The sequence below is a fragment of the Variovorax sp. PAMC28562 genome (assembly GCF_014303735.1).
In the GTDB taxonomy this organism is placed as follows: Bacteria; Pseudomonadota; Gammaproteobacteria; order Burkholderiales; family Burkholderiaceae_C; genus Variovorax.
Window position 1 is genome coordinate 2954581 of the sequence record NZ_CP060296.1, and the last position, 24821, is coordinate 2979401.

Sequence of the window (24821 nt, forward strand, 5' to 3'; positions counted from 1 at the left end):
ACGATATGGCCGCCTGCCTCGACATCGACAGTCTTCATCTGGCATTGCGCGCGGGCCGCAAACGCGCAGCGCGCCTGATCCTGCGAGGCATCGACCTGCACATCGCGGCGGGTGAGGTGCATGCGCTGGTCGGCGAATCGGGCGCTGGCAAGAGCATGGTCGGGCGCACCGTGCTCGGCATCACGCCGCCGGGTATCGAGGTGGTGGCCGGCAGCGTGCGCTTCCAGGGGCTCGACTGGCTGGGGCTGACGGCAGCGCAACGCCGCGTCCATCTGGGCCGCGACATCGCGTTGATTCCGCAAGACCCGCTGACCGCGTTGAATCCCGGTCACACCATCGGTACGCAGATCAACGACGTGCTGCGACTGCACCTCGGTCTTGATGACAAGCAGGCGACGGCGCGCGCCATCGAACTGCTCGACTCGGTGCAGGTGCGCTCGCCGGCCACGGTCGTGCGGCAGTACCCGCACGAGTTGTCCGGTGGCATGCGGCAACGCGTGCTGATCGCTATCGCGTTCTCGTGCAAGCCGAAGCTCATCATTGCCGACGAGCCGACCACCGCCCTCGACGTCACGGTGCAGCGCGAGGTGTTGCGTCTGCTGCGCGACCTGCAGCGCGACGAAGGGGCTGCCGTTCTTTTCATCACGCACAACCTCGGGCTGGTTGCCAAGCTGTGCGATTCGGTCAGCGTGATCCATTCGGGTCGCATCGTCGAACACGGCGATGTACGCAGCATCATCGACACTCCGCGCACGCCCTACACGCGCTCGCTGTTCGCGGCGACACCGCGCTACGACCGGCCGGCAGACACGTTGAAGCCGATCGCCGAAGAGGTGACCGATAAGCTCTGGGCGTCGGCGCACAGCTATGACCAGAGCTGGTTCGCGGCGCGCGACACAGCGAGTACGGCTGCCCGTCGCGCGGAGACGCCACATGTCTGAGCCACTGCTCGATGTTCGCGGGCTGGGCTTGTCGTTGCCCGACCGGTCGAGCCGTCGCGCGTTCGGCAAGCCGCCGCTTCGGCAGATTCTTCACGACATCGACTTGCAGGTGGCGCCCGGCGAATGCGTAGCGCTGGTCGGCGAGTCGGGTTCGGGCAAGACGACGCTGGCACGCACCGTGCTGCGACTCTATGAACCTCAGCAAGGTGACATCGTTTTTGCAGGCCGAGAGACAACGCACATGAGCGAGCTCGAGTTGCGACCGCTGCGCGCGCGCATGCAGATGATCTTTCAGGACCCACTCTCGGCGCTGAACCCGCGACGGCGCGTCGGCGAGATCGTGGTGCAGCCTTTACTGAGCTATGGCCGTCTCGGCGCAGCGCCGACGGCAGCGGCACTGAAAGAAAAGGCGCGCGCATTGCTGCAACAGGTGAGCTTGCCGCCAGAGTTCGCGACGCGCTTTCCGCATGAGTTGTCGGGCGGACAGCGTCAGCGCGTCGGCATTGCACGCGCCATTGCGCTGGAGCCCGACCTGATCGTCGCCGACGAGATCGTTTCGGGCCTCGACGTGTCGACGCAAGCCCGCATCCTGTTGCTGCTGCGTGAGTTGCGCACGCGACTCGGCATGGGCATGATCTTCGTCACCCATGATCTCTCCGTGGTGCGGGTGCTGTGCGATCGCGTGGTCGTGATGCGCGAAGGCCGCATCGTCGAAGAAGGACCGACGGCCGACGTTTTTGCGAACCCGCAGCATCCGTACACGCAAGCACTGCTCGAAGCGATTCCGCTGCCGGAAATCGATGCGAGCTGGCTGGCTCGCACCGAATTCGTCGTCAATTAACCAAAGGAACCGTCCATGGATCTGCATCAAGCAACCGCCCTCGTCACAGGCGCCAACCGGGGTCTCGGCCGCGAACTCGTTCAACAGCTGCTGGCGGCCGGTGCACCCAAGGTCTACGCTGCGGCGCGCGACACCGCCGCGCTCGCCGACCTCGTGGCGGCGCATCCCGGCAAGCTGGAAGTGATAACCCTCGACATCACCAACGCCGAGCAAGTCGAGGCGGTGCGGGCGCACTGCGGCGACGTGAACTTGCTCATCAACAACGCAGGGGTCAACCGCGGGCAGGGGTTGATCGCGGCCCAATCGCTCGACCATGCGCAGGCCGAGATGGCGACCAACTACTTCGGCACGCTGGCGATGTGCCGCGCCTTCGCGCCGCAGCTGGCGAAGGGCGGCGCCATCGTCAACGTGCTGTCGATCCTGGCAAAGGTGACTTTGCCGGCGATGGGTTCGTTGTGCGCCTCCAAAGCCGCGGGGCTGCGCATGACCGAAGGCGTCCGCGCGGAACTCGCGGCGCAGGGCACGCATGTGATGGCGGTGATGACCGGCCCGGTCGATACCGACATGAGTCGCGATTTTCAGGGGCCAAAATCGTCTACGGCCGAGGTGGCGAACGAGGTGATCGAAGGCCTTCGTCGTGGTGACGAGGAGGTCCATCACGGCGACATGGCCGCTTGGATCAACGGCGTCATCGGAGCCGACCCGAAGAGCATCGAGCGAGAGCTCGCCAAGTACCTCCCGGCCTGAATTTGCTGCCCATTGGGCGATCGCCACGGCGCGCACCGGATAATCGGGCGCCATGGAATTCATCAGCTACCTCGTCGACTTCGTTCTGCATGTCGACAAGCACCTCGAGACCTTCGTCGTCGCCTACGGGCCTTGGGTGTACGCATTGCTCTTCGTCATCGTGTTCGTGGAGACTGGCGCGGTGGTCATGCCGTTTTTGCCAGGCGATTCATTGCTGTTCATCGTCGGCGCGTTGTGCGGCATCGGCTTGATGAGCTATCCCCTGGCGTGCGGGGTGCTGGTCGCAGCGGCCATTCTTGGCGACCAATGCAATTTCAGCATCGGGCGCTACATCGGGCCCAAGGTTTTTCAGTGGGAGAGTTCACGCTTTTTCAACCGCAAAGCCTTCGACCAGGCGCACGGGTTTTATGAGCGGTACGGTGGCATCACGATCATCCTTGCGCGCTTCATGCCGTTCATTCGCACATTTGCGCCCTTCGTGGCAGGCGTGGCTGCAATGAAGCGAGGAAGTTTCACCATGTTCAACGTCGTCGGCGCGCTGATCTGGGTGCTCAGCATCACCACGGCGGGTTACTTTTTTGGCAACTTGCCGTGGGTACGTGAGCATCTCGACAAGATCATCTGGGCCTTGATCTTCGTGCCGGGACTGCTGGCGATCTTCGGCGCGTGGCGCGCCGGCCGTGCGGAGAAGGCGCGGGCCGCTGGTGCTCAGGCCGAGGCCTGAGCGGGCCGTGCAGCCGGTAGTCTCTTAGTAGCGAGGGCCGTTGTTCGGGTAGTACCCGCGATTGGCGTTATTGCGTTGGTCCGAGTTCTTGCCGACTTCATTGCCGATCAACCCGCCGATGGCGGCACCGCCGACCGTGGCGGCAGCGTTGCCGCCGATCGCGTTTCCGAGAAGCGCACCACCCACCGCGCCACCTGCGACGCCCAACTGCTGATTGGGGCCGGTGCCGGCACAGCCAGACAAAGCCATCACCGACGTTGCGACGGCCGCCGCGATCCAGATACGTGTTTGCATGATGTCCACCTTAGAGTAGTAGTGCACTCAACTTAGGCAGCCGCGTTCATCCGGGCTGTAGGCGACCGCCCCGCAAGGTTGCGCGCAACAGCGACCGATCGATGCGCGATAACGACCCGCTGCACCGGGCGTTGACTGTGCGAAAAGTTACAGCTGCCGGCTGCGTGCCAACGGCGGGTTTTGCGCGAAGTAGCGCTGAATGCCGCGCATCAGGGCCTCCGCCAAGCTGTCCTGGTATGCAACGCTTCGGAGGTTCGCTTCTTCTTCAGGGTTGCTGATGAAGGCGGTTTCGACCAGCACGCTCGGGATATCCGGCGCCTTCAGCACCGCGAAGCCTGCCTGTTCGACTTCGCCCTTGTGCAGCCGCGCACCGACGTTCTTGATCTCGCCCAGCATCGCGCTGCCGAGCTTCAGGCTGTCGTTGATCTGCGCCGTCGTACTCATGTCGAGCAAGGCGCGTTGAACCTGGATCTCATGGTCGCCCACGTTGATGCCGCCGACCTTGTCGGATTCGTTTTCCTTGTTGGCCATGTAGCGCGCCGCGCTGCTGGATGCGCCATGCTGGCTCAGTGCAAACACACTGGCTCCGCGGGCTGCCGGCGTCGTGAAGGCGTCGGCATGGATGCTCACGAACAGGTCGGCCTGAACACGACGCGCCTTTTGAACGCGCGTGCCGAGGGGCACGAAGAAGTCGGCATCGCGCGTCAAAAACGCGCGCATCGGATTGCCGTTGACGCTGCTGGCGTTGATGCGGTCGCGCAGCTTGAAAGCGACCTGCAGCACGATGTCTTTTTCGCGCGTGCCGGCGGGTCCGGTGGCGCCCGGATCTTCGCCGCCGTGTCCCGGATCGAGGGCGACGATGATGAGGCGGTCGGTGCGGTTGGCAGTGGCTGTGCCGCTGCGCGCGACCACCGATGGCGGCGCTGCAGGCACTGGTTTGAGCGGGATCGAGCCGACCAAGGGCGGTAGCGTGGGCGGCAGGGGCGATGGCGCGCCCGGAGAGCGACCGGGCGCGGTCGGCGGCGCGGAGACGGCAGGCCCGGGTCGCCCGGCTTGCTGAGCCATGAGTTCGCCGAGCGGATCGACCGCGGCCGTGCCGGGCCTTGCGGGCGCCGATGGCGCCGGCAAACGCGATGGCTCGCGTGGCGCGAAACCGGCCACGTTGGTATCGGCGTCGCCTTTGGCAGTGGAAGAAGGCGCGTCGCGCAGGCGCTCGGCAATCAGCGCTTCCATCGGGTCGAGCGGCTCCTGGGGATGCAGGTCGAGCACCAGCCGGTCGCGATAGGCCGCCACCGGCGCCAGCGAAAACACCTGGGGGATCACCGCCTGCTTCAGGTCGAACACGATGCGCACGACGTTGGGAGCGAACTGCCCGACGCGCAAACCGTTGATGTACGGATCACCCGGCTTGATCTTGCCGACCAGCTCGCGCAGTTGCGGATTGAGCTCGATGCCGGTGATGTCGACCGCCAGCCGCGGCGGGCTGCCCACGGTGAGCTGCTGCGTCTGCAGGCGCGCATCGGATTCGATCGTCACGCGGGTGTAGTCGGCGGCGGGCCAGACGCGCACCGCCACGATGGTCGCTCCGCGTGCGATTTGCTGCACGCCGAGCAGCAGGGCCAGCGTGCCGCCTTGAAGAAGATCGCGGCGCTTCATGCGGCGATGGGTCCTGAGGTTGGCCTGATGCTGTCGAGATGCGCCAGCAAGGCGAAACCGCGGGGCGTGCCCGCGAGCAGTGTCACGGTACGTGAGTCGTCTGTCATTGCTTCCATTTTAAGAGCGAGGTCTGCAACCGGAATGCGGCCTGCAGCGTTGTCGGGCCATTCGGCGAGCTTCAGTCCGGGGCCCGCGAAGATGTCTCTGAATCCGGCATCGTCCCATTCGCGAGGGTCGTTGAAACGGTAGAAGTCGAAGTGATAGATCGCCAGCCCATCGGGTGCTTCGTGCGGCTCGACGACTGCGTAGGTCGGGCTCTTGATGCGGCCTTCGATGCCGAGCGCACGCAGCAAATGCCGGACGAAGGTCGTCTTGCCCGCGCCGAGCTCGCCATGCAGCGCAATGAAGGCATCCCGCAACATTGGTGCCGAGGCCACGCAGCGCGCAAAGGCGTCGGTATCGGCCTCGGTGTGCCAGTGCAGCACCGCTGGCAGTTCCGTTGCCAGCGATGGCAACGATGCCGCCTGCAAGGGCGTTTCTACAATCGGCGTGTGGTCGGTACTCAACTCGTGGCTCGTGATTTGGTGACGCAGGATGTCGTGGCGCGCATACAAGAGTGGGCGCGTGAATTGGGATTCTCCCAAATCGGTATTGCGGGCATCGACCTCGCCGATGCCGAGGCCGGACTCGGGCACTGGCTTCACAACGGCTTTCACGGCGAAATGGCCTACATGGCCGCGCACGGATTGCGTCGGGCGCGGCCTGCGGAGTTGGTGCCCGGCACGGTGAGCGTGATCACCGCGCGCATGGACTACCTGCCCCGGGCGACGCCGGAAGGTTGGCAGGGCATTGAATTCGAACGGCTCGAACGGCCCGGCGAAGGCATTGTCTCGGTCTATGCAAGGGGCAGGGACTATCACAAAGTGCTTCGCTCACGCCTGCAGAAACTGGCCGACCGCATCACCGAAACGCTGGGACCTTTCGGGCACCGCGTCTTCACCGATTCAGCGCCGGTGCTCGAGGCCGAGCTGGCTTCACGCAGCGGCCAGGGCTGGCGCGGCAAGCACACGCTGGTGCTCGACCGCGATGCGGGCTCGATGTTTTTTCTCGGCGAGATCTACGTCGACATCGCGCTGCCGCCGAGCGAACCCGTTACCGCGCATTGCGGCAGTTGCAGCGCCTGCATCGACATCTGCCCGACGCAGGCGATCATCGCGCCGCATCGGCTCGACGCGCGGCGCTGCATCTCGTATCTGACGATCGAGCATGCGGGCTCGATTCCGGTCGAACTGCGCGCGGCCATCGGCAATCGCATCTATGGCTGCGACGATTGCCAGCTGATCTGCCCCTGGAACAAGTTTGCGAAGAAGAGTGCGTTGCCCGACTTCGATGAACGCGACGGCTTGAGCGGACAGCATCTCGCCGAACTCTTCGCGTGGACGGAAGAAGCGTTTCTCCGCTTCACCGAAGGCAGCCCTATTCGCCGCATCGGCCATGAGCGCTGGTTGCGCAACGTGGCGGTCGGTTTGGGCAACGCCCTGCGTGCGGGCGATACGCGGGCCGCGGCCGCGCTCGCGACGCGTGCATTGCACCCGAGTGCGCTGGTGCGCGAGCACGTCGAGTGGGCGTTGGCACAAAGCGCACCTTTCGTCTGAATCCCGCGTTTGCGGGGTATTCCACAGCACTGTGGGCGCCGGCATGCCGGTAGCATTTCGGCTTTCCGTTTCGTTCGATCGTCTTGTTGACGACTACCAGGAGTTCGCTGATGCCACGCCGCCGATTGAGCACTTTTGTCCGTCTCGCTGAAGTCACCGGACTTGCCGTGCTCGCCGCCACGCTAGCTTCACCCGCTGCGGCGCAGGGCTACCCGACCAAGCCGATCGAGTTGAGTGTGCCGTTCGCACCCGGTGGCACGACCGACATCGTGGCGCGCGTGATCTCCGAGCCGCTGGGCAAGGCATTGGGTCAGCCGGTGATCGTCATCAACCGCGCGGGCGGCGGCGGCATCGTGGGTGCAGCCGAAACCGCACGCGCAGCGCCCGACGGCTACAAACTGGGCGTCGCCACCGTGTCGAGCACGGCAGCCAACCCGGCGATCAACCCGAAGACGCCGTACGACCCGATCAACGACTTCACGCCGATCACCAACATCGCCGCGACGCCCAACATCATCGCGGTCAACCCGAAGTTCCCGGCAAAGAACTACGCCGAATTCGTGGCCGAGCTCAAGAAGAATCCTGGCAAGTATTCGTATGCATCGTCGGGCACCGGCGGCATCGGGCATCTGCTGATGGAGCTGTACAAGAGCTTGACGAATACCTTCGTCACGCACATCCCTTACCGCGGCGCCGGCCCGGCCCTGAACGACGTGGTGGCGGGCCAGGTGGCGATCATGTTCGACAACATTCCTTCGGCATTGCCCTTCATCAAGAGCGGCCAGCTGGTGCCGATCGTGGTGTCGGCGCCGCAGCGGTTGAAGGACTTGCCCAACGTGCCGACCTTCAAGGAGGTCGGGCTGGAGCCGGTCAACCGCATGGCGTACTACGGCATCCTCGGCCCGAAGAACCTGCCGAAAGAAGTGGTCGACAAGGTGGCGGCTGCGGTGAAAAAGTCGGTCGAGGATCCGGTGGTGCGAAAGCGCATCGAAGACACCGGCTCGCTCATCGTCGCCAACACGCCCGAGCAGTTCGCCGCGCAGATCAAGGCCGAGTTCGAGGTCTACAAGCAGGTCGTGGTCAAGCAGAAGCTCACGCTCGATTGATCGAACGCGGCGCGCGGTTTGTTATCTTGCAGGCCATGACCGCGCTGCAAGAAGAAACCCCTGACGTCGATACGCCCGAGATCGACGAGTTCATCGATGCGCTCTGGCTGGAGCACGGGCTCGCCAAGAACACGCTCGCGGCTTACCGGCAGGATCTCGAGTTGTTCGTGCGCTGGCTTGCAACGCGCAGCAACACACTCGACGCCGTGCAGGAGCACGATCTGCAGGCCTACATGGGAGCCAAGCTGGCCGACAAAGGCAAGGCGACGTCCGCCAATCGTCGCCTGACGGTCTTCAAGCGCTACTACCGCTGGGCCTTGCGCGAACGTCGCATCGCCGCCGACCCGACGCTGCGACTGGTGCCGGCGCGGCAGGCCATGCGCGTGCCCAAAACGCTTTCCGAGAAGCAGGTCGACGACCTGCTCGGCGCGCCCGATGTCGACACCTCGCTCGGCCTGCGCGATCGCGCCATGCTCGAGTTGATGTACGCCAGTGGCCTGCGCGTGAGCGAGCTGGTGACGCTGAAGGCGATCGACATGAGCCTGAACGACGGCGTGCTGCGGGTGCTCGGCAAGGGCAACAAGGAGCGGCTGGTGCCTTTCGGCGGAGAAGCGCGCCGCTGGATCGAGCGGTATCTGAAAGAGTCGCGGCCTGCGATCCTCGACGGGCAACAGACGCCGGACCTTTTCGTGACGGCGCGCGGTGCCGGGATGACGCGCGTGATGTTCTGGATCATCGTCAAGAAGCAGGCGACCGCCGCCGGCATACACGTGCCGCTGTCGCCGCACACGTTGCGTCATGCATTTGCCACCCACCTGCTCAACCACGGCGCGGACCTGAGGGCGGTGCAACTGCTGCTCGGTCATGCGGACATCTCTACGACCACGATCTACACGCACGTGGCTCGCGAGCGCCTGAAGCAATTGCACGGGCAGCACCATCCACGCGGCTGATTGACACGACCTCCGAACGACGTGCGCGCCACGCTCTTCGCTGGGCGGCGGCGATCAAGGCCGACTGACGCTCCGCTCGCCCGGGGCGCTACAGCGCATCAGCTTCGTGCCAGCGCATCGGGCTCATCGAGCGCCTTCAGCTCTTCGTCTGTGAAGCCGGCGAGCGCTCGCGCTTCGAGGTTGAACGGCGCTCGAAGCCGCGGCGCCTCGTGCTTGCGATAAAGCACGCGGTAATGCGCGATCGGGTCGAGGCCGTCACGCTCGCACAGCCACCGGTACCAGTGGTTGCCGATGGCGACATGGCCGACTTCGTCGCGCAGGATGATGTCGAGGATGGCGATCGCGCCGAGCGCATCGGGCGTATTCACTCTGCGCAACTTGGCCTGGATCAGCGGGGTCGCGTCCAGCCCGCGTGCCTCGAGCGTTCGCGGTACCAGCGCCATGCGCCCGACAACGTCGTCCTTCGTTTTCTCGCACATCGCCCAGAGGCCGTCGTGGCCGGTGAAGTCGCCATAGCGCCAGCCCATCGTCTGCAGATGCGCATGCAGCAGCGTGAAGTGCCGCGCTTCTTCATCGGCGACGCGCAGCCAGTCGCGGTAATAGGACTCGGGCATGCCGTCGAAGCGCCACACTGCATCGAGCGCGAGGTTGATCGCGTTGAACTCGATATGGCATATCGAATGGATGAGCGCGGCGCGTCCTTCGGTGGTGAAGGGCGAGCGTCTTCCGACATCCATCGCGGAAACGCGAAGCGGGCGGTCGGGCCGGCCCGGAACGCCGATTTCCGCATTCGTCATGCTGCGATCGAAGTCGAGTGAAAGCGATTCCGGGCTGCCAGCGACAAGCGCTGCCAGCGCGCGCGTCGCCACCACCTTTTGCTCAGGGTCGGCAAGGCGCAGCGCGGCCAGCGCGGTCGATCGGATGTGCATCCCTACAATTCTAGTTTTTGATCCCTGGAGACCCGCGATGGCCCTCTATGAACTCGATGGCGTTGCGCCGAAACTGGCGCCTGGCGCCTGGGTGGCCGACAGTGCCGAGGTGATCGGCAAGGTGGTGCTGGGTGAAGATGCCAGCATCTGGTTCGGCGCGGTGCTGCGTGGCGACAACGAGACGCTGACCATCGGGCGCAACAGCAACGTGCAGGATCTGTCGGTGGTACACAGCGACCATGGTTCGCCCACCACGATCGGCGACAACGTGACGATCGGTCATCAGGTCATGCTGCATGGCTGCACCATCGGAGACAACTCGCTGATCGGCATCCAGGCGGTGATCTTGAATAACGCGAAGATCGGCCGCAACTCGATCGTTGGTGCCGGCAGCGTGGTGACCGAGGGCAAGGAATTTCCGGACAACTCGCTCATCATCGGTTCGCCGGCCAAGGTGGTTCGCACGCTCGACGATGCGGCTGCCGCCAAGCTCCGCCAAAGTGCCGAGCACTATGTAGACAACGCCCGTCGCTATGCGAAGGGCCTCAAGAAGATCGCCTGAGGGCGTCGGAAAGAAGAGCGTTTTGAGCGAGTTGCACAAGTTCTTGTTCGACGGCATGCCGGTGCGCGGCATGATCGTCCGCCTGACTGATTCATGGCAGGAAATCCTGGCGCGACGCGCCGGCAACAGCGCGACCGGCGCCTATCCGCCGCCCGTGGCGGAGTTGCTCGGTGAAATGACTGCGGCGGCGACCTTGATGCAGTCGAACATCAAGTTCAACGGCGCGTTGATCCTGCAAATCTTCGGTGACGGGCCGGTCAAGATCGCGGTGGCCGAGGTCATGCCCGACCTGAGCCTGCGCGCCACCGCCAAGGTCGTGGGCGAGCTGGCCGTCGATGCGCGCTTGCCCGACATGGTCAACGTCACCAACAAAGGCCGCTGCGCCATCACGCTCGACCCCAAGAGCCGCGTGCCGGGACAGCAGCCGTATCAGGGCGTGGTGCCGCTCTTCGGAGACCAGTACGAAAAGCTCGACAAGCTGAGCGACGTGTTGCAGCACTACATGCTGCAGAGCGAACAGCTCGACACCACGCTGGTGCTGGCGGCCGACGACAAGGTGGCGGCAGGCCTGTTGATCCAGCGCTTGCCGGTGAAGGGGGAGGGCAATCTGGAGGGAACGTCGCAGCGTGACCACGACCAGAGCAATGAAGACCAGATCGGTTTGAACGAAGACTACAACCGCATCTCGATTCTCGCGTCGAGTCTGACGCGCGATGAGTTGCTGACGCTCGATATCGACACCATCCTGCGCCGCCTGTTCTGGGAAGAAAAGGTGCTGCGCTTCGAGCCGCAAGAGGGCTTGCTTGGACCGCACTTCGCTTGCACCTGCGGGCGCGAGCGGGTGGCCAACATGATCCGCAGCCTCGGCGTCGAAGAGGCCGACAGCATCCTGGCCGAGCGCGGCGACATCGAGGTGGGATGCGACTTTTGCGGCAAGCAATATCGCTTCGATGCGGTCGACGCAGCGCAGATTTTTCGGGAGCCGGGGGATCAGTTGCCGGCCAGCCCGGTGGTGCAGTAGGTCGCTCTCGCGGCGTGCTGCAAAGGGCGCTTCAGTTTCTGAAGTTGCTGAAGCGCAGGTCAGGTGCGCTGCTGTTGTGGCGCGACGGCACGCTTCGGCCGAAGCTCACTTGCCTGGCCTGAAGCGCGGTTACGTTCGGCAGTGCTTCGGTGCGCGGCGATGTGTCCCCCGGTGCCCTCCATGTCACTTCGCTCACGTCGGCGTTGTCGGGCGCGACATACATCGAGCGCAGCATGGCGAACGGCCGACGATCGCGCCTCGATGAAGTGAGCGATGTGAGGGGCGACAGTCTCACGTCGAGCGCGGTGCGGAGCGTGCTGACCTCGCCGAGGGTGACCGTTGCGGAGCCGCCCGCCTTGAACTTCAGGTGCAACGACAGAGGCAATGTGGTGACGACGATCGACGAGATATCGACCACCGGCCGCTGATGAGTCTCGATCGGCCCGATGAGCATCGACGAACCGTACGCGCCGTCGCCAAAGCGCGCCTCCGGCAACGGCTTGATCCGCCAATTGCCATCGGATGGATACAGCACAGCCACTTCGCGCGGCTTGCCGTCGACTTTCTTGAACACCTGCAGCAGATGGATCCCGCGAAAGGTGCGCGATGCGAGTGTCACCGGCACGCTCTGAGACCGCCAGAAGCTCGACTGCGTGATGCCGACGATGCGCCACTGCGCGCCATCGAACAGCACGCGGGTCGCGGCTTTGAATGCATGGCGCGGATCGGTCGGGTGCACGCCGCCGTTGAAGTTGCATCCTGAAAAGTCGGACGCAGAACGATCGGATTGCAGCGATGCGAGATACGGTGGCGGCAGCGCTTCGACGGCAAAGCGCGCAACGTCGGCGCCGCTCAGCTTCAGGGAGACGTTGTCTTCCTCTGCGCAGGTGGCCGGCGTCAGGTTGTTCTCGACGTCGATTGCGATCAGGTTGCCGGCAGCGAATGCTGGTCGTGCCATGCCGGCGAGCAAAAACGCCAGCGTCAGCACGGCGGCCGCAGCGCATGCGCCGTTCAAGCGGTGGCGGCCGGTGCGTGCCATCAAGCCTTCGGAATAGACGTCGAGACTGGCGTCAGCAAAGGCGTCGCCCGCTCCGCCAGCAGATCCGTGAACAACCGATGCTCGCAAACTGGATCGGAGCATTTTTCGCACGGCCACGTCCAGGTCGATGCCGTGGGGCGTCCGCCAGCTTCGCCGCTGCCGCCGCGCACGTTGCGGCCATCTCTGCCTTCGTCGCCTGCACGCTCCGCGATTGAATTGATCGCGTTCCAGGCATTCGCGATCCGTTCGGCGCCGCGACCATGCACGACGGTGTACGGCAGATTTGCCCCGGCCAGCGCCGCACGCACGCGTGCATCCACCGGCTCGCGAACATGGGGGCCGTCGCGTTGCAGGCCATCGGCCACCCATGGCAGGTCGAGTGCGGTGAGCAAGGTGATGGCGCAGCGGCGTTGTGCCGCCAATGCCGATGCAAAGAGCGAGGCGTCGTCGAACAGCATGTCGCTGTACACCGCGGTCATCACGGCGGTGGTGTCGGTCACGACGACGCCGCGTGAGGCAGCGTCGTCGATGCGGCGCGTCTGCTCGTCGCCGATGGTGGCCTGCTCGTCGGGCCGTGGCGTGCGCCCTTCGCGGTCGCACCACTCGCGCAGGTATTCGCCGACCAGCGTGGTGGCGATGCCGCGATCGTTGAGTCGTTGGGCCAGGCCGCGCGCCAGCTCGGTCTTGCCGGTGCTCTCGGCGCCGAGCACGGCGATCACGCAGCCGATGGGCAACGAAGGAGTCATGCGTGTTCCAGCGCCGATGCCGCGGCTGCGGTTGGGCGCAATCGATGGCGCCATGCGAAGTAGCCGGCGATGCTGAGCACCGCGAAGACCGCGTAGAGGCCGACCGTGAGCCACAGGCCCTTGTGGATGAACAGGCCGATGCTGACAGCGTTGACGGCCAGCCACACGATCCAGTTTTCGATGAACTTGCGGCCGAGCAGGAACTGCCCGACCAGGCTGAGTCCGGTCGCGAATCCGTCGAACCAGGGCACGTCGGTGTCGGTGAATCGAATCAGAAAAAGTGCGACGAGCGGCCACGCGACTGCGCAGGCGACCAGGGACCACAACGCGCCGCGCATCGTGAGGCGGCTTACGTGCAGCTCGCTGCCGTCGGCCCTGTGCCCACGCAGCCATTGAAGCCAGCCCCAGAGCGCGACGATGGCGAAAAAGATCTGCAGCGTAGCGTCGCCGTAGATGCGTGCTTCGGCAAAGACGAAGACGTAGAGCAACGAGCTCACGATGGCGAGCGGCCAGCCCCAGTGGATCTCGCGCATGTTGCAGCCGACCATGACCAGCGCGATGGCCGCGGCGACCACTTCGAGCCAACTGGTCGGTGCGCCCCACAACACGAAGGCGGGGGCCGAGAAGAACTCCGGCATCGGTGGTTTGGTGGTTCCGCGGGCGGGGCCGAGTGTCAGTGCGTCATCTGCACGAACACCTCGTTCGGCTTCACCATGCCGAGCTCGGCACGGGCACGTTCTTCGACCATTTCGAGGCCTTCCTTCAGGTCGTTGACCTCGGAAGACAGCCTCTCGTTGGCCAATGACGCACGCGCGTTAGCCTCTTGCTGCGTCATGAGCTTGTCGCGCAGCTGCGCTACGTCGCGCACGCTCCCGCGGCCGGTCCACAGCTGCCACTGAAGAACGGCGAGCAGCAAGACCAGCACGAGGGGAACAATGCGTGAGCGCATGCCTTCGGATACCCGGTTCCTGGCCGTTTACTTCAGGTTGTAGAACGCGGCGCGGCCGGGGTAGCTGGCAACGTCGCCCAGGTCTTCTTCGATGCGCAGCAGCTGGTTGTACTTGGCGGTGCGGTCGGAACGCGACAGCGAACCCGTCTTGATCTGGCCGGCGTTGGTGCCGACCGCAATATCGGCGATGGTCGAGTCTTCGGTCTCGCCCGAACGGTGCGAAATGACGGCGGTGTACCCGGCTCGTTTGGCCATTTCGATGGCGGCGAAGGTCTCGGTCAGCGTGCCGATCTGGTTGATCTTGATCAGGATCGAATTGGCGATGCCCTTGTCGATGCCTTCTTGAAGGATCTTGGTGTTGGTGACGAACAGGTCGTCGCCCACCAACTGCACGCGTTTGCCGAGACGTTCGGTCAGGTGCTTCCAGCCATCCCAGTCGCCTTCGTGCATGCCGTCTTCGATGCTGATGATCGGGTACTTGTCGACCCAGGTCGCAAGCATGTCGGTCCAGTTTTCGGGCGACAGCGTGAGGTTCTCGGCGCCGAGAACGTACTTGCCATCTTTGTAGAACTCGCTGGCAGCGCAGTCCAGGCCGAGCGCGATTTGTTCGCCGGCCACGTAGCCCGCCTTGTCGATCGCTTCGAGGATGAGGAGGATGGCTTCTTCATGACTCGCGACGCTCGGTGCGAAGCCGCCTTCGTCGCCGACAGCCGTGCTGATGCCGCGGTCGCTCAGGATCTTTTTCAACGCGTGAAAGGTTTCGGCACCATAGCGGACCGCTTCGCGGAAGCTCTTGGCGCCGACCGGAATGATCATGAACTCCTGGATGTCCAGGCTGTTGTTGGCGTGCGCCCCACCGTTGATGACGTTCATCATCGGCACCGGCAATTGCATGCCGCCCATGCCGCCGAAGTAACGGTACAGCGGCAAGCCCGATTCTTCGGCCGCAGCGCGGGCTACGGCCATCGACACGGCCAACGTGGCGTTGGCGCCCAGACGGGCCTTGTTGTCGGTGCCGTCCAGGTCGTTCAGCGTGCGGTCGAGAAAGGCCTGCTCGGTGGCGTCGAGGCCGAGCACGGCTTCGGAGATTTCGGTGTTGATGTTTTCTACCGCTTTCAGCACGCCCTTGCCGCCGTAACGAGCCTTGTCGTTGTCGCGCAGTTCGATCGCTTCGCGCGAGCCGGTCGACGCACCCGACGGCACGGCCGCACGACCCATGGTGCCGCTTTCCAGCAGCACATCGCATTCGACTGTGGGATTGCCGCGGCTGTCGAGAATTTCGCGGCCGACGATGTCAACGATTGCACTCATGATTTTTATTGAAGGATGAAGTTGAAAATTTTGACGGAAGGCTACAGGCCTTCGACCGCGATCATGCGCATCACCGCAGCACCGGCGCGAGCTTCACGGGCCTTAAGATATTCAGGCGTGTCGTAGAAAGCTTTGGCTTGCGCAAAAGTCGGGAACTTCAGCAGCACCACTCGGGTCGGTGCCCAGTCGCCTTCGAGTACCTCGATCTGACCACCGCGAATGCACACCTCGGCACCGCTCGCCTGCATGGCGGCGCTCGACCACTTTTTATACTCTTCGTATTGCGTCGGGTTCGTGACTTCGACGTGTGCAATGACGTAACCACTCATGCTTGAAACCTGTCTTCCAGATAGCCGTTTTTCTTGGTGACCGCATCGAGCGCCAGCAGCGTCTGGAGCAGCGCTTTCATGTGCTTCAAAGGCACCGCATTGGGACCATCGCTCAGCGCCTTGGCCGGGTCGGGGTGCGTTTCCATGAACACGCCGGCAACGCCGACCGCAATGGCCGCGCGCGCCAGCACCGGGACCATCTCGCGCTGGCCGCCCGAGCTCGTGCCCTGGCCACCCGGCAACTGTACCGAGTGCGTGGCGTCGAACACCACCGGTGCCTGCGTCTCGCGCATGATCGCCAGCGATCGCATGTCCGACACCAGGTTGTTGTAGCCGAAACTGGCGCCACGTTCGCAAGCCATGAAGCTGTCTTCGTCGAGACCGATTTCTTTGGCCGCGGCGCGCGCCTTGTCGATGACGTTCTTCATGTCGTGCGGCGCGAGGAACTGACCCTTCTTGATGTTCACCGGCTTGCCCGACTGGGCGACTGCACGGATGAAGTCGGTCTGGCGGCACAGGAAGGCGGGCGTCTGCAGCACGTCGACCACTTTGGCGGCTTCTACGATGTCTTCGTTGGTATGCACGTCGGTCAGCACCGGCACGCCGAGGTCGCGCTTCACCTTGGCCAGAATCTCCAGCCCCTTGTCACGCCCCGGGCCGCGAAAGGTGGTGCCCGACGAACGGTTGGCCTTGTCGAAGCTGCTCTTGAAGATGAACGGAATACCGAGCGCCTGCGTGATTTCCTTCAGCGTCCCGGCTGTGTCCATCTGCAGCTGTTCCGACTCGATGACGCACGGACCCGCGATGAGAAAGAACGGCTTGTCGAGTCCGATGTCGAATCCGCAAAGTTTCATGACTGCACTTTCATGCGACGACTTTCATCAGCGGCTTGGTTCCCTGGCCCGCTGCCTGATGTTCCAGAGCGGCTTTGATGAACGCGTTGAACAGCGGATGGCCGCCCCACGGCGTCGATTTGAATTCAGGGTGGAATTGCACGCCGATGAACCAGGGATGGACGTCTTGCGGCAACTCCACAATTTCGGTCAGGTGTTCGCGTTGCGTCAACGCAGAGATCACCAGCCCGGCGCGGCGCAGGTCGTCCAGGAAGTTGACGTTGGCTTCGTAGCGGTGCCGGTGGCGCTCGGTGACGACGTCGCCGTAGATGCTGTGGGCCAGTGTGTTCGGTGCGACGTCGGAGCTTTGTGCGCCCAGGCGCATCGTGCCGCCGAGATCGGATTTTTCATCGCGCGTCTTGACAGTACCGTCCGTGTCTTTCCACTCGGTGATGAGGGCGATGACGGGGCAGGGCGTACCGGGATCGAACTCGGTGCTGTTGGCGTTTTTAAGGCCGGCGACGTTGCGTGCGTATTCGATGGTCGCAACCTGCATGCCGAGGCAGATACCGAGGTACGGCACCTTGGTTTCGCGCGCGAAGCGAGCCGCTGAAATCTTGCCCTCGACGCCGCGTTGACCGAAACCGCCTGGCACCAGGATGGCATCGTATTTTGCGAGGCGGGCGACGTCTTGCGGCGTGATGGTTTCAGAATCAATGTAGTCGATCTTCACGCGCGCATGGTTCTTCATGCCGGCATGCCGCAGCGCTTCGTTGAGCGATTTGTAGCTGTCGGACAGTTCGACGTACTTGCCCACCATGGCAATGGTCACTTCGTGCTGCGGATGCTCGACTTCGTAGACCAGATCGTCCCAACGTTTGAGCTTGGCAGGCGGCGTGTTCAGGCGCAGCTTGTCGCAGATCAGGCCGTCCAGCCCTTGTTCGTGCAGCATGCGCGGCACCTTGTAGATGGTGTCGACGTCCCACATCGAAATGACACCCCACTCGGCGACGTTGGAGAACAGCGAGATCTTGGCGCGCTCGTCGTTGGGAATGGGCCGGTCGGCGCGACAAATGAGCGCGTCGGCCTGGATGCCGATGGCGCGCAGTTCCTTGGCAGTGTGCTGCGTCGGCTTGGTCTTGAGTTCGCCGGCCGCGGCGATCCACGGCACATACGACAGATGAACAAAGGCTGTGTTGTTCGGACCCATGCGCAGACTCATCTGGCGCACCGCTTCGAGAAACGGCAGCGATTCGATATCTCCCACGGTGCCACCGATTTCGACGATGGCCACGTCGACTTCATGGGCGGTGCCGATGCCGGCGCCGCGTTTCACGTATTCCTGGATTTCGTTGGTGATGTGCGGGATCACCTGCACCGTTTTGCCGAGATAGTCGCCGCGGCGTTCTTTTTCCAGCACGCTCTTGTAGATCTGGCCCGTGGTGAAGTTGTTGGCCTTGCGCATCCGCGTGTTGATGAAGCGCTCGTAGTGGCCGAGGTCGAGGTCGGTTTCGGCCCCGTCGTCGGTAACGAACACTTCGCCATGCTGAAAAGGCGACATCGTGCCGGGGTCGACATTGATGTACGGATCGAGCTTGATGAGGGTGACTTTAAGGCCCCGCGATTCGAGAATCGCGGCGAGCGAGGCGGAGGCGATTCCCTTGCCGAGGGAAGACACCACACCACCAGTGACGAAGACAAATTTGGTCATGCCATTACCGGGCTTTGCGCCCGGGCAGTGGGAAATCGGAATTATAGGTGCGACCACTTGAGCCGCCACTTAAACTTCCCCGATGCACCCTATGCAGCACGTTACGCAAGATCTCTCCGGCAGGCACATCCTCCTCGGGCTCACGGGGGGTATCGCCTGCTATAAGTCGGCCGAACTCTGTCGTCTTTTCATCAAGGCCGGCGCCACGGTGCAGGTCGTCATGACCGAGGCCGCGGAGCAGTTCATCACGCCGGTCACGATGCAGGCGCTGTCGGGGCGCCCGGTGTATGGCTCGCAGTGGGACGCTCGCGAGCCCAACGCCATGCCGCACATCAACCTGAGCCGCGAGGCCGACGCCATCGTGCTGGCGCCGGCCAGCGCTGATTTCATCGCGCGGCTGGTGCAAGGTCGTTCGGACGAACTGCTGAGCTTGCTGTGCCTCGCGCGCCCGGCCGATCGTGTGCCTTTGCTGCTGGCGCCCGCCATGAATCGGGAGATGTGGTCGCATCCGGCCACGCAGCGCAACCTGATGCAGGTGGCAGCCGACGGCGCGCATGTGCTCGGCGTGGGCAGCGGCTGGCAAGCATGCGGCGAAACCGGTGATGGCCGCATGCTGGAGCCGGCGCAATTGCTCGACGACGTCACCGCATTCTTCCAGCCGAAGTTGCTTGCGGGTCAGCATGTATTGGTGACGGCCGGGCCGACCTTCGAGGCGCTCGACCCCATCCGCGGCATCACCAACCATTCGTCCGGGAAGATGGGTTTCTCCATTGCCCGTGCGGCACGCGACGCCGGGGCAGAGGTCACGCTTGTGGCGGGTCCGGTCCACTTGCCGACGCCGCGTGGCGTCGCCCGCATCGACGTCACTTCGGCTGCAGAAATGCTGGATGCAACCGTGATGGCGGCACAGCGTGCCACGGTGTTCATCGCGACCGCCGCAGTGGCCGATTGGCGCCCTGCAGCCCACAGCGCGCACAAGATCAAGAAGGACGGCTCCGGCCAGCCGCCGGTGCTGCATTTCGTCGAGAACACCGACATCCTGCTGACCGTCGCACAGAGCGCAAGAGCGCAAAGCGGCAAGTTGTTTTGCGTCGGCTTTGCGGCCGAAAGCGAGAACCTGGTGGAACATGCCAAGGCCAAGCGCGAGCGCAAGGGAATTCCACTGCTGGTCGGCAATATCGGACCGTTGACTTTCGGGCAAGACGACAACGCCTTGCTGCTGGTGGACGCCAATGGCCTGCGCGAACTGCCGCGCGCACCCAAGCTCGCGTTGGCGCGCGAGCTCGTGACTGAAATAGCCGCGCGCCTGCCGGCCTGGAGTGCACGATGAATCCTGAATGGAACACGCCGCCGAATGGCGACTTCGCGAGCTATGTGGAGCGGCTCACGGCGCAGTCCGCCTTGCCCAAGCGGCAACACCAGGAGGGCGAGCACGGGCTCGATGTCGGCATGACGCCGCACTCGGAGCCGCATGGCGCCGGAGCGGCGGGAATCGCCGCAGCGACGGCCGCCGCGGCAGCGCAGCGGCGCATGTCATCGAACGCCGATGTACCGTCTGGCGTCGGCACATCGCCAACCGGCGCGATGGTGGCCAAGATCGCGAGCGCTGTCGGTTTCTTCGCGTTGTTGCTGATGTGGCAGGCAGGCGTGCCGATCCCGTTGCTGTTGGCGCTGCTTGCAGGCGCCCTGTGGATCGCCTTCAGGCTGCGTGGTCTCAAGCTGCCGCAGAACGCGGCGCAGTGGCAAAAGATGCTGCAGGACGCGGCGCTCAAGCAGCAGCAGGCGGGCAAGCAAAGCCAGCAACAGGGGCGCAGCAAGTGAAGGTCGATGTTCGCATTCTCGATCCGCGCATGGCCGATGCGCTGCCCACTTACGCCACGCCCGGCAGTGCGGGACTCGACCTTCGGGCCTGCCTCGATGAGCCCATCACGCTGGAACCCAACGCCTGGCAACTTGTCGGGACGGGCATTGCGATCCACCTGGCCGACGCGGGCTACGCGGCGCTGATTCTTCCGCGCTCCGGGCTCGGTCACAAACATGGCATCGTGCTGGGCAACCTTGTCGGCTTGATCGACAGCGACTATCAGGGTGAGCTGAAAATCAGCGCTTGGAACCGAAGCGAAACAGCGTTCGTATTGCAGCCGATGGAGCGCCTGGCGCAGTTGGTGATCGTGCCGGTGATGCAGGCGCAATTCAACGTCGTCACCGACTTCACTGCAACGCAACGAGGTGTCGGTGGTTACGGCTCGACGGGCAAGCACTGACCGCCAGCTGACTTCAACTGCGCTGCGAAGCGGGTGTAGGCGCGGTCCTGCGAATCCCCGCTTCGCGCGCTCACACGTAAAGACTGGAACCGCGGTCGCGTTGTGCGCTCTTAAGTTTCAAGATGTGTTCGGGCGTCAGCGCCGTACGTCGCTGACGCGTTGAATACCTGTCAAGTTGTCGCGCCGTTGCGCGTTTTTGAGGAGTCAGACCATGAAGACCAATTTACGTTTCCTGTCGGTGAGTGCCTCGGTGCTTGCATTGGCCACGCTCACTGCTTGCGTAGCACCTGCGCCGGTCTACCAGACCAATCGCTATCCGTACCAGGCGCCGCCACAGCCCTATGCGGCAGTGCCAGCGCCTTACGTCGAGTACGGCCGTGTTGCGAACATCGAAGTGATGCGCAGCCAGACCAGTGGCACCGGGACCAGTGGTGGCGGTGCAGTAGCCGGTGGTGTCGTAGGTGGTGTCCTCGGCAACCAGATCGGGCGCGGTAACGGGCGCACTGCAGCAACGGTCCTCGGCGTCGTCGGCGGCGCCCTGCTGGGCAACGGCATAGAGGCCAACAACAATGGCCCGCGTGCTTACGAAAGCTACCGCGTGTCGGTCCAGACCGAAAATGGCGGCTACCGTGCTTTCGATGTGAGCAGTCCGGGCGACCTGCGTATCGGCGACCGGGTGCGCATCGACAATGGTCAGATATCGCGCTACTGATCCAGAACGCCTTTCGCCATTGGCGAATTGAAAAAGCCGGGCATGCCCGGCTTTTTTGCAGATGAAGATTCGTCAGTGCAGCAAGTCGTTGCCTGGCGCCGTGGGAGACAGCTTGAAAAAGCTTGTGCCGGCCGTACCTCGGCCGACCTCGTCCTCCGTCGCCTCGCGCACCGATCGCACGGAGATGTCGAGCCTGAGCGCGATGCCGGCAAGGGGGTGGTTGCCGTCTAGCACCACATGCTCCGGATACACCTCGGTGACGACGTAGATCGCAGCCTTCGGAATCTCATCGCTCACGCCCGCCGGCAGGGCGGCGCCGTCGAAGGTCATGCCTTCTTCGATTTCCTTGGGGAACAGCGCACGCGGCTCCAGAAAAAGAAGCTGGTCGTTGAAGTCGCCGAAAGCCTGTTCAGGCTCCAGCTGAAGCTGTACCTTGGCGCCGGGCTCATGGCCTTGCAGCGCCTGCTCGATGGCGTCGAACAGATCGTCGCCACCCACCAAAAACTCCACCGGATCGTCGAGCACGTCGAGCACTTCACCCAGCGTGTCTTTCATGGTCCAGGTAAGCCCGACCACACATTGTTCAGAGATTTCCATGGAAGAATTCTCCCATGGAGACAACACAACCCTTGCCGCTGCTCGGCGGACTCACCGCGCAGCAATTCATGCGACGCCACTGGCAGAAGAAGCCCCTGCTCGTGCGCCAGGCCATTCCCGGCTTTCAACCCCCGGTCGATCGCGATGCGCTCTTTGCGCTGGCGAGCCAGGACGACGTCGAATCGCGCCTCATTCGGCATGCGGCCGGTGGTTGGAAACTGCGCCACGGTCCCTTCGGCAAACGCAGTCTGCCTTCGCGCGCGCAGCCGGGCTGGACGCTGCTGGTGCAGGGCGTCGACCTGCACCGCGACGCTGCGCATGAGTTGATGCAGTCGTTTCGCTTCCTGCCCGATGCGCGGCTCGACGACTTGATGATCAGCTATGCCAGCGACACCGGTGGCGTCGGCGCGCATTTCGACAGTTACGACGTGTTTTTGCTGCAGGCGAGTGGCCAGCGGCGCTGGTCGATAGGACGCCAGCGCGATCTCTCGCTGCAAGAAAACGTGCCGCTCAAGATCCTGCAGAACTTCGAGCCCGAGACGACGTTCGTACTGGAAGCCGGCGACATGCTGTATCTGCCGCCGCGCTATGCGCACGATGGCGTGGCGGTTGGCGGCGATTGCATGACCTACTCGATCGGCCTCAGGGCACCTGCTGCGGCTGGCCTCGGTGCCGACCTGCTGGCGCGCATCGCCGAGGCCAGCGCCGACGAACTTGAAGACGCCCCGGCCCACTCGCAAATCCACTATCGCGATCCGTCGCAGTCTGCGGTCGATACGCCTGCTGCCGTGCCTGCCGCGCTGCAGGCTTTTGCGCGCGCGGCAGTGCAACGCGCACTTCGCGATGTCGACGCCATTGACCGCGCGCTCGGCGAATCGATGACCGAGCCGAAGGCCAACGTGTGGTTCGACGCGGGTGCGGTGCCGGGCGATATGCAATCGGTGGCGCTCGACCGTCGCACGCGCATGCTTTACGACGCGCGGCATCTCTACATCAACGGTGAGAGCTTTCGCGCAGGTGGCCGCGACGCGACCTTGATGCGTCGGCTGGCCGATCGACGCACGCTCGGACCCAAAGACCTGGCGCGCGCCAGTGACGATGCCTTGGCGCTCCTCGGCGACTGGTGCGAAGCGGGGTGGTTGCATGCCAGCTGAACTGGCTGATTGGCCTAAGTTGCCTCCGTTGCCTGAGGGCGTCTTCGACGGCCGCGAAGCCTTCGAGTCCAGCTTGCGCCTCGCGCTCGACGCCGCGGCCGCACAGGGTTGGCGTGAGATCGTGTTGAGCGATCCCGATTTCAGCGATTGGCCACTGGGCGATCGATCGACCGTCGCGGCGCTGCAGGCGTGGTCGGCTACCGGCCGAAGCTGCGTGGTACTTGCCAAAAACTTCGACGTGTTCGCGCGCCATCACGCGCGTTTTGTGCAATGGCGCCAGACCTGGAGCCACATCATCGAATGCCGTATTTGCAATGCGGCGAGCGCGCCGGCGGTACCCAGTGCCATCTGGACGCCGACCTGGTTTCTGCAGCGTATCGACATCGACAAGGGACGCGGCGTGTGCGGTCGGGATCGCGAGCGACGCGGCGGCTTAAGAGAACTTTTGGACGAATGTTTACGTCAGGGCAGGCCGGGCTTTCCGGCATCGACGCTGGGCCTGTAAGGCAATGGCCTGAATTGGTGCATCGACATCTTTTCGAAAGGTTGCGGCACTAGAATTTTGTTTTTCGACAATTGCTTTCATCGTCGCTTTAAAAAAGGAATCTCATGAATAAGTCAGTTCTGATCGCCGCCTTGATGGCCGCCGCCGCTCTCACCGCCTGCAGTAAAAAAGAAGATGCTGCGCCCGTAGTCGTGACTCCCGCACCGGTCGTGGTGACCCCACCTGCGGCACCTGCGGCACCTGCGGCGACGCCGGCACCCGACGCGACGGCGACACCTGCACCGGCTGCTTCGGCACCTGCCGACACGTCCACGATGACGCCCGCCGATCCAACGAAGCCGACTGATCCTGCTGCACCCAAGTGATGCATTCATGTGGCACCACGTTGCCGCGTGAATAAAAAAGCCGCCTTTGAAGGCGGCTTTTTTTTGGATTGAAGGGGCGTAGCGCTCCGTCAGACGTCGAGCCAGCCACTGCCCTCAGCCGCAGTCGCCGTGATCATCTCGTGCTCTTGGGCGCCGAGCGCTTCGGCCAGTACACGTCGCACGATGTCGGGCCGGTTGTTCTGCTCGCTCAAATGCGCCGCCAACACATGGCGCAAGCCATCGTGATGAACTGCGCGTGCGATGGCGGCCGCTGCGGCGTTCGACAGGTGGCCGTAGTTGCCGCCCACGCGATGCTTCAGAAACGGCGGATAGGCCGAGCCCGCCAGCAAGTCGCTGTCGTGATTGAACTCGAGCAGCATTGCATGCAGACCGATGAGCCGCTGCATCACATGCGGCGTTGCATGGCCCAGATCGGTCAGCACGCCAAGGTGCCGCGCGCCATCGCTGCAGCGCAATTGGAGCGGTTCCTTGGCATCGTGCGGCACAGTGAACGGCTGCACATGGATCTCGCCGATCGCGATGTCGTTGCCATCCAGCGCGAAGTGCAGGCGACCTTCGAAATCGCGCGCGCCGGTGGCGAGCCAGGTGCCTTCGCTCATCCAGACGGGGATGCGGTTGCGCCGCGACAAGGCATGAGCGCAACCGATATGGTCGCCATGCTCGTGGGTCACGAACACGCCGTCGATGTCGGCGGCAGCGAGACCGGCGCGGGCCAGCCGTGCGTCAAGGTGCCTCAGCGCAAAGCCGCAGTCGACGAGCAGACGCGAAGTCCGCCCCGCACTGGTCGCCTCGACCAGCGTGGCGTTGCCGGTGCTCCCGCTGCCGAGACTGCGGAAACGCAGCATCGCCTCGCGCC

Annotated in this window: 30 protein-coding genes; 16 read left to right on the forward strand and 14 right to left on the reverse strand. The window is 63.9% G+C overall.

The window, feature by feature from the left end:
- Window positions 1-5 precede the first annotated feature (5 nt).
- From H7F36_RS13920 to H7F36_RS13935, 4 genes are read left to right on the forward strand one after another with little or no spacing between them, the layout of a single operon-like run.
- Window positions 6-941 (forward strand): ABC transporter ATP-binding protein, encoded by a 936-nt coding sequence (locus H7F36_RS13920; RefSeq protein ID WP_187051381.1) that lies wholly within the window; start codon window positions 6-8, stop codon window positions 939-941.
- The gene (locus H7F36_RS13925; protein WP_187051382.1) at window positions 934-1782 is read left to right on the forward strand and encodes an ATP-binding cassette domain-containing protein; all 849 of its coding nucleotides are present in this window, start codon (window positions 934-936) and stop codon (window positions 1780-1782) included. The genes H7F36_RS13920 and H7F36_RS13925 overlap by 8 nt, the downstream gene beginning before the upstream one ends.
- Window positions 1783-1797: 15 nt before the next feature.
- The gene (locus tag H7F36_RS13930; RefSeq protein WP_187051383.1) at window positions 1798-2529 is read left to right on the forward strand and encodes an SDR family oxidoreductase; all 732 of its coding nucleotides are present in this window, start codon (window positions 1798-1800) and stop codon (window positions 2527-2529) included.
- A gap of 52 nt (window positions 2530-2581) precedes the next feature.
- On the forward strand, window positions 2582-3253 hold the full coding sequence (locus H7F36_RS13935) for a DedA family protein (RefSeq protein ID WP_187051384.1): 672 nt from the start codon (window positions 2582-2584) through the stop codon (window positions 3251-3253).
- A gap of 24 nt (window positions 3254-3277) precedes the next feature.
- Here the strand turns inward: H7F36_RS13935 and H7F36_RS13940 are convergent, their stop codons facing one another.
- The 3 genes from H7F36_RS13940 to tsaE form a co-directional block, all read right to left on the reverse strand.
- Window positions 3278-3547 carry a glycine zipper domain-containing protein gene (locus tag H7F36_RS13940; RefSeq protein ID WP_187051385.1) on the reverse strand — a complete coding sequence of 90 codons (270 nt, stop codon included), beginning with the start codon at window positions 3545-3547 and terminating at the stop codon, window positions 3278-3280.
- Between the two features lie 147 nt (window positions 3548-3694).
- Window positions 3695-5203: an N-acetylmuramoyl-L-alanine amidase gene (locus H7F36_RS13945; RefSeq protein WP_187051386.1), complete on the reverse strand. Its 1509-nt coding sequence runs from the start codon at window positions 5201-5203 to the stop codon at window positions 3695-3697.
- The gene (tsaE, locus tag H7F36_RS13950; protein ID WP_410003026.1) at window positions 5200-5769 is read right to left on the reverse strand and encodes a tRNA (adenosine(37)-N6)-threonylcarbamoyltransferase complex ATPase subunit type 1 TsaE; all 570 of its coding nucleotides are present in this window, start codon (window positions 5767-5769) and stop codon (window positions 5200-5202) included. Before tsaE ends, H7F36_RS13945 begins: the two co-directional genes overlap by 4 nt.
- Before the next feature lie 42 nt (window positions 5770-5811).
- Between tsaE and queG the strand changes: the two genes are divergently transcribed.
- The 3 genes from queG (at window position 5812) to xerD (ending at window position 8917) form a co-directional block, all read left to right on the forward strand.
- Window positions 5812-6858 (forward strand): tRNA epoxyqueuosine(34) reductase QueG, encoded by a 1047-nt coding sequence (queG, locus tag H7F36_RS13955; RefSeq protein WP_187054977.1) that lies wholly within the window; start codon window positions 5812-5814, stop codon window positions 6856-6858.
- Between the two features lie 110 nt (window positions 6859-6968).
- Complete coding sequence (locus tag H7F36_RS13960) at window positions 6969-7964, forward strand: tripartite tricarboxylate transporter substrate binding protein BugE (RefSeq protein WP_187051387.1); 996 nt, start codon at window positions 6969-6971, stop codon at window positions 7962-7964.
- A 35-nt stretch (window positions 7965-7999) separates the two neighbouring features.
- Window positions 8000-8917, forward strand: a complete 918-nt coding sequence (gene xerD / locus H7F36_RS13965) for a site-specific tyrosine recombinase XerD (RefSeq protein WP_187051388.1) — start codon at window positions 8000-8002, stop codon at window positions 8915-8917.
- A 98-nt stretch (window positions 8918-9015) separates the two neighbouring features.
- Here the strand turns inward: xerD and H7F36_RS13970 are convergent, their stop codons facing one another.
- Window positions 9016-9846 (reverse strand): ferritin-like domain-containing protein, encoded by an 831-nt coding sequence (locus tag H7F36_RS13970; protein WP_187051389.1) that lies wholly within the window; start codon window positions 9844-9846, stop codon window positions 9016-9018.
- 37 nt (window positions 9847-9883) lie between these two features.
- On the opposite strand from H7F36_RS13970, the gene H7F36_RS13975 reads away from it, so the two are divergent.
- Together H7F36_RS13975 and H7F36_RS13980 are read left to right on the forward strand one after the other, a co-directional pair.
- Window positions 9884-10408: a gamma carbonic anhydrase family protein gene (locus H7F36_RS13975; RefSeq protein WP_187051390.1), complete on the forward strand. Its 525-nt coding sequence runs from the start codon at window positions 9884-9886 to the stop codon at window positions 10406-10408.
- Between the two features lie 22 nt (window positions 10409-10430).
- The gene (locus tag H7F36_RS13980; protein ID WP_187051391.1) at window positions 10431-11429 is read left to right on the forward strand and encodes an Hsp33 family molecular chaperone HslO; all 999 of its coding nucleotides are present in this window, start codon (window positions 10431-10433) and stop codon (window positions 11427-11429) included.
- A gap of 31 nt (window positions 11430-11460) precedes the next feature.
- Here the strand turns inward: H7F36_RS13980 and H7F36_RS13985 are convergent, their stop codons facing one another.
- The 8 genes from H7F36_RS13985 to H7F36_RS14020 are packed head-to-tail and all read right to left on the reverse strand — an operon-like array spanning window position 11461 to window position 18347.
- Complete coding sequence (locus tag H7F36_RS13985) at window positions 11461-12468, reverse strand: hypothetical protein (protein ID WP_261802284.1); 1008 nt, start codon at window positions 12466-12468, stop codon at window positions 11461-11463.
- The gene (locus H7F36_RS13990; RefSeq protein ID WP_187054979.1) at window positions 12468-13214 is read right to left on the reverse strand and encodes an AAA family ATPase; all 747 of its coding nucleotides are present in this window, start codon (window positions 13212-13214) and stop codon (window positions 12468-12470) included. The genes H7F36_RS13985 and H7F36_RS13990 overlap by 1 nt, the downstream gene beginning before the upstream one ends.
- Window positions 13211-13852: a nicotinamide riboside transporter PnuC gene (pnuC, locus tag H7F36_RS13995; protein ID WP_187051392.1), complete on the reverse strand. Its 642-nt coding sequence runs from the start codon at window positions 13850-13852 to the stop codon at window positions 13211-13213. The genes H7F36_RS13990 and pnuC overlap by 4 nt, the downstream gene beginning before the upstream one ends.
- 35 nt (window positions 13853-13887) lie before the next feature.
- Window positions 13888-14163 carry a cell division protein FtsB gene (gene ftsB / locus H7F36_RS14000; protein WP_187051393.1) on the reverse strand — a complete coding sequence of 92 codons (276 nt, stop codon included), beginning with the start codon at window positions 14161-14163 and terminating at the stop codon, window positions 13888-13890.
- Between the two features lie 27 nt (window positions 14164-14190).
- Window positions 14191-15474, reverse strand: a complete 1284-nt coding sequence (gene eno, locus H7F36_RS14005; protein ID WP_187051394.1) for a phosphopyruvate hydratase — start codon at window positions 15472-15474, stop codon at window positions 14191-14193.
- A gap of 41 nt (window positions 15475-15515) precedes the next feature.
- On the reverse strand, window positions 15516-15803 hold the full coding sequence (locus H7F36_RS14010) for a DUF1330 domain-containing protein (RefSeq protein ID WP_187051395.1): 288 nt from the start codon (window positions 15801-15803) through the stop codon (window positions 15516-15518).
- Window positions 15800-16657, reverse strand: coding sequence for a 3-deoxy-8-phosphooctulonate synthase (gene kdsA / locus H7F36_RS14015; RefSeq protein ID WP_187051396.1), 858 nt, complete (start codon window positions 16655-16657; stop codon window positions 15800-15802). The genes H7F36_RS14010 and kdsA overlap by 4 nt, the downstream gene beginning before the upstream one ends.
- Window positions 16658-16667: 10 nt before the next feature.
- The gene (locus tag H7F36_RS14020; RefSeq protein ID WP_187051397.1) at window positions 16668-18347 is read right to left on the reverse strand and encodes a CTP synthase; all 1680 of its coding nucleotides are present in this window, start codon (window positions 18345-18347) and stop codon (window positions 16668-16670) included.
- Window positions 18348-18438: 91 nt separating this feature from the next.
- Here H7F36_RS14020 and coaBC point away from each other — a divergent pair, with 91 nt between their 5' ends.
- The 4 genes from coaBC (at window position 18439) to H7F36_RS14040 (ending at window position 21323) form a co-directional block, all read left to right on the forward strand.
- Complete coding sequence (coaBC, locus tag H7F36_RS14025) at window positions 18439-19677, forward strand: bifunctional phosphopantothenoylcysteine decarboxylase/phosphopantothenate--cysteine ligase CoaBC (RefSeq protein WP_187051398.1); 1239 nt, start codon at window positions 18439-18441, stop codon at window positions 19675-19677.
- Window positions 19674-20168: a hypothetical protein gene (locus H7F36_RS14030; RefSeq protein ID WP_187051399.1), complete on the forward strand. Its 495-nt coding sequence runs from the start codon at window positions 19674-19676 to the stop codon at window positions 20166-20168. Before coaBC ends, H7F36_RS14030 begins: the two co-directional genes overlap by 4 nt.
- On the forward strand, window positions 20165-20611 hold the full coding sequence (dut, locus tag H7F36_RS14035; protein ID WP_187051400.1) for a dUTP diphosphatase: 447 nt from the start codon (window positions 20165-20167) through the stop codon (window positions 20609-20611). Before H7F36_RS14030 ends, dut begins: the two co-directional genes overlap by 4 nt.
- Window positions 20612-20822: 211 nt before the next feature.
- Window positions 20823-21323, forward strand: a complete 501-nt coding sequence (locus H7F36_RS14040) for a glycine zipper 2TM domain-containing protein (protein ID WP_187051401.1) — start codon at window positions 20823-20825, stop codon at window positions 21321-21323.
- Between the two features lie 72 nt (window positions 21324-21395).
- Here H7F36_RS14040 and H7F36_RS14045 read toward each other — a convergent pair whose 3' ends face one another.
- Window positions 21396-21920, reverse strand: a complete 525-nt coding sequence (locus H7F36_RS14045) for a peptidylprolyl isomerase (protein ID WP_187051402.1) — start codon at window positions 21918-21920, stop codon at window positions 21396-21398.
- A gap of 14 nt (window positions 21921-21934) precedes the next feature.
- On the opposite strand from H7F36_RS14045, the gene H7F36_RS14050 reads away from it, so the two are divergent.
- The 3 genes from H7F36_RS14050 to H7F36_RS14060 all read left to right on the forward strand — a co-directional run bounded on the left by H7F36_RS14050 (window position 21935) and on the right by H7F36_RS14060 (window position 23944).
- Window positions 21935-23074 (forward strand): cupin domain-containing protein, encoded by a 1140-nt coding sequence (locus H7F36_RS14050; protein ID WP_187051403.1) that lies wholly within the window; start codon window positions 21935-21937, stop codon window positions 23072-23074.
- Complete coding sequence (locus H7F36_RS14055) at window positions 23064-23579, forward strand: hypothetical protein (protein ID WP_187051404.1); 516 nt, start codon at window positions 23064-23066, stop codon at window positions 23577-23579. The genes H7F36_RS14050 and H7F36_RS14055 overlap by 11 nt, the downstream gene beginning before the upstream one ends.
- A gap of 104 nt (window positions 23580-23683) precedes the next feature.
- Entirely contained in the window at window positions 23684-23944 is a 261-nt protein-coding gene (locus tag H7F36_RS14060) for a hypothetical protein (RefSeq protein WP_261802285.1), read from the forward strand.
- An 89-nt stretch (window positions 23945-24033) separates the two neighbouring features.
- Here the strand turns inward: H7F36_RS14060 and H7F36_RS14065 are convergent, their stop codons facing one another.
- Window positions 24034-24810 carry an MBL fold metallo-hydrolase gene (locus H7F36_RS14065; protein ID WP_187051405.1) on the reverse strand — a complete coding sequence of 259 codons (777 nt, stop codon included), beginning with the start codon at window positions 24808-24810 and terminating at the stop codon, window positions 24034-24036.
- Window positions 24811-24821: the final 11 nt, after the last annotated feature.

What these genes read in the sequence shown, in the direction of transcription:
- H7F36_RS13920 (WP_187051381.1), top strand. Translation starts at nt 6, where the DNA reads ATGGCCGCCTGCCTCGACATCGACAGTCTTCATCTGGCATTGCGCGCG.
- H7F36_RS13925 (WP_187051382.1), top strand. Translation starts at nt 934, where the DNA reads ATGTCTGAGCCACTGCTCGATGTTCGCGGGCTGGGCTTGTCGTTGCCC.
- H7F36_RS13930 (WP_187051383.1), top strand. Translation starts at nt 1,798, where the DNA reads ATGGATCTGCATCAAGCAACCGCCCTCGTCACAGGCGCCAACCGGGGT.
- H7F36_RS13935 (WP_187051384.1), top strand. Translation starts at nt 2,582, where the DNA reads ATGGAATTCATCAGCTACCTCGTCGACTTCGTTCTGCATGTCGACAAG.
- H7F36_RS13940 (WP_187051385.1), bottom strand. Translation starts at nt 3,547, where the DNA reads ATGCAAACACGTATCTGGATCGCGGCGGCCGTCGCAACGTCGGTGATG.
- H7F36_RS13945 (WP_187051386.1), bottom strand. Translation starts at nt 5,203, where the DNA reads ATGAAGCGCCGCGATCTTCTTCAAGGCGGCACGCTGGCCCTGCTGCTC.
- H7F36_RS13960 (WP_187051387.1), top strand. Translation starts at nt 6,969, where the DNA reads ATGCCACGCCGCCGATTGAGCACTTTTGTCCGTCTCGCTGAAGTCACC.
- xerD (WP_187051388.1), top strand. Translation starts at nt 8,000, where the DNA reads ATGACCGCGCTGCAAGAAGAAACCCCTGACGTCGATACGCCCGAGATC.
- H7F36_RS13970 (WP_187051389.1), bottom strand. Translation starts at nt 9,846, where the DNA reads ATGCACATCCGATCGACCGCGCTGGCCGCGCTGCGCCTTGCCGACCCT.
- H7F36_RS13975 (WP_187051390.1), top strand. Translation starts at nt 9,884, where the DNA reads ATGGCCCTCTATGAACTCGATGGCGTTGCGCCGAAACTGGCGCCTGGC.
- H7F36_RS13985 (WP_261802284.1), bottom strand. Translation starts at nt 12,468, where the DNA reads ATGGCACGCACCGGCCGCCACCGCTTGAACGGCGCATGCGCTGCGGCC.
- H7F36_RS13990 (WP_187054979.1), bottom strand. Translation starts at nt 13,214, where the DNA reads ATGACTCCTTCGTTGCCCATCGGCTGCGTGATCGCCGTGCTCGGCGCC.
- pnuC (WP_187051392.1), bottom strand. Translation starts at nt 13,852, where the DNA reads ATGCCGGAGTTCTTCTCGGCCCCCGCCTTCGTGTTGTGGGGCGCACCG.
- ftsB (WP_187051393.1), bottom strand. Translation starts at nt 14,163, where the DNA reads ATGCGCTCACGCATTGTTCCCCTCGTGCTGGTCTTGCTGCTCGCCGTT.
- eno (WP_187051394.1), bottom strand. Translation starts at nt 15,474, where the DNA reads ATGAGTGCAATCGTTGACATCGTCGGCCGCGAAATTCTCGACAGCCGC.
- H7F36_RS14010 (WP_187051395.1), bottom strand. Translation starts at nt 15,803, where the DNA reads ATGAGTGGTTACGTCATTGCACACGTCGAAGTCACGAACCCGACGCAA.
- kdsA (WP_187051396.1), bottom strand. Translation starts at nt 16,657, where the DNA reads ATGAAACTTTGCGGATTCGACATCGGACTCGACAAGCCGTTCTTTCTC.
- H7F36_RS14020 (WP_187051397.1), bottom strand. Translation starts at nt 18,347, where the DNA reads ATGACCAAATTTGTCTTCGTCACTGGTGGTGTGGTGTCTTCCCTCGGC.
- coaBC (WP_187051398.1), top strand. Translation starts at nt 18,439, where the DNA reads ATGCAGCACGTTACGCAAGATCTCTCCGGCAGGCACATCCTCCTCGGG.
- H7F36_RS14030 (WP_187051399.1), top strand. Translation starts at nt 19,674, where the DNA reads ATGAATCCTGAATGGAACACGCCGCCGAATGGCGACTTCGCGAGCTAT.
- H7F36_RS14040 (WP_187051401.1), top strand. Translation starts at nt 20,823, where the DNA reads ATGAAGACCAATTTACGTTTCCTGTCGGTGAGTGCCTCGGTGCTTGCA.
- H7F36_RS14045 (WP_187051402.1), bottom strand. Translation starts at nt 21,920, where the DNA reads ATGGAAATCTCTGAACAATGTGTGGTCGGGCTTACCTGGACCATGAAA.
- H7F36_RS14050 (WP_187051403.1), top strand. Translation starts at nt 21,935, where the DNA reads ATGGAGACAACACAACCCTTGCCGCTGCTCGGCGGACTCACCGCGCAG.
- H7F36_RS14055 (WP_187051404.1), top strand. Translation starts at nt 23,064, where the DNA reads ATGCCAGCTGAACTGGCTGATTGGCCTAAGTTGCCTCCGTTGCCTGAG.
- H7F36_RS14060 (WP_261802285.1), top strand. Translation starts at nt 23,684, where the DNA reads ATGAATAAGTCAGTTCTGATCGCCGCCTTGATGGCCGCCGCCGCTCTC.
- H7F36_RS14065 (WP_187051405.1), bottom strand. Translation starts at nt 24,810, where the DNA reads ATGCTGCGTTTCCGCAGTCTCGGCAGCGGGAGCACCGGCAACGCCACG.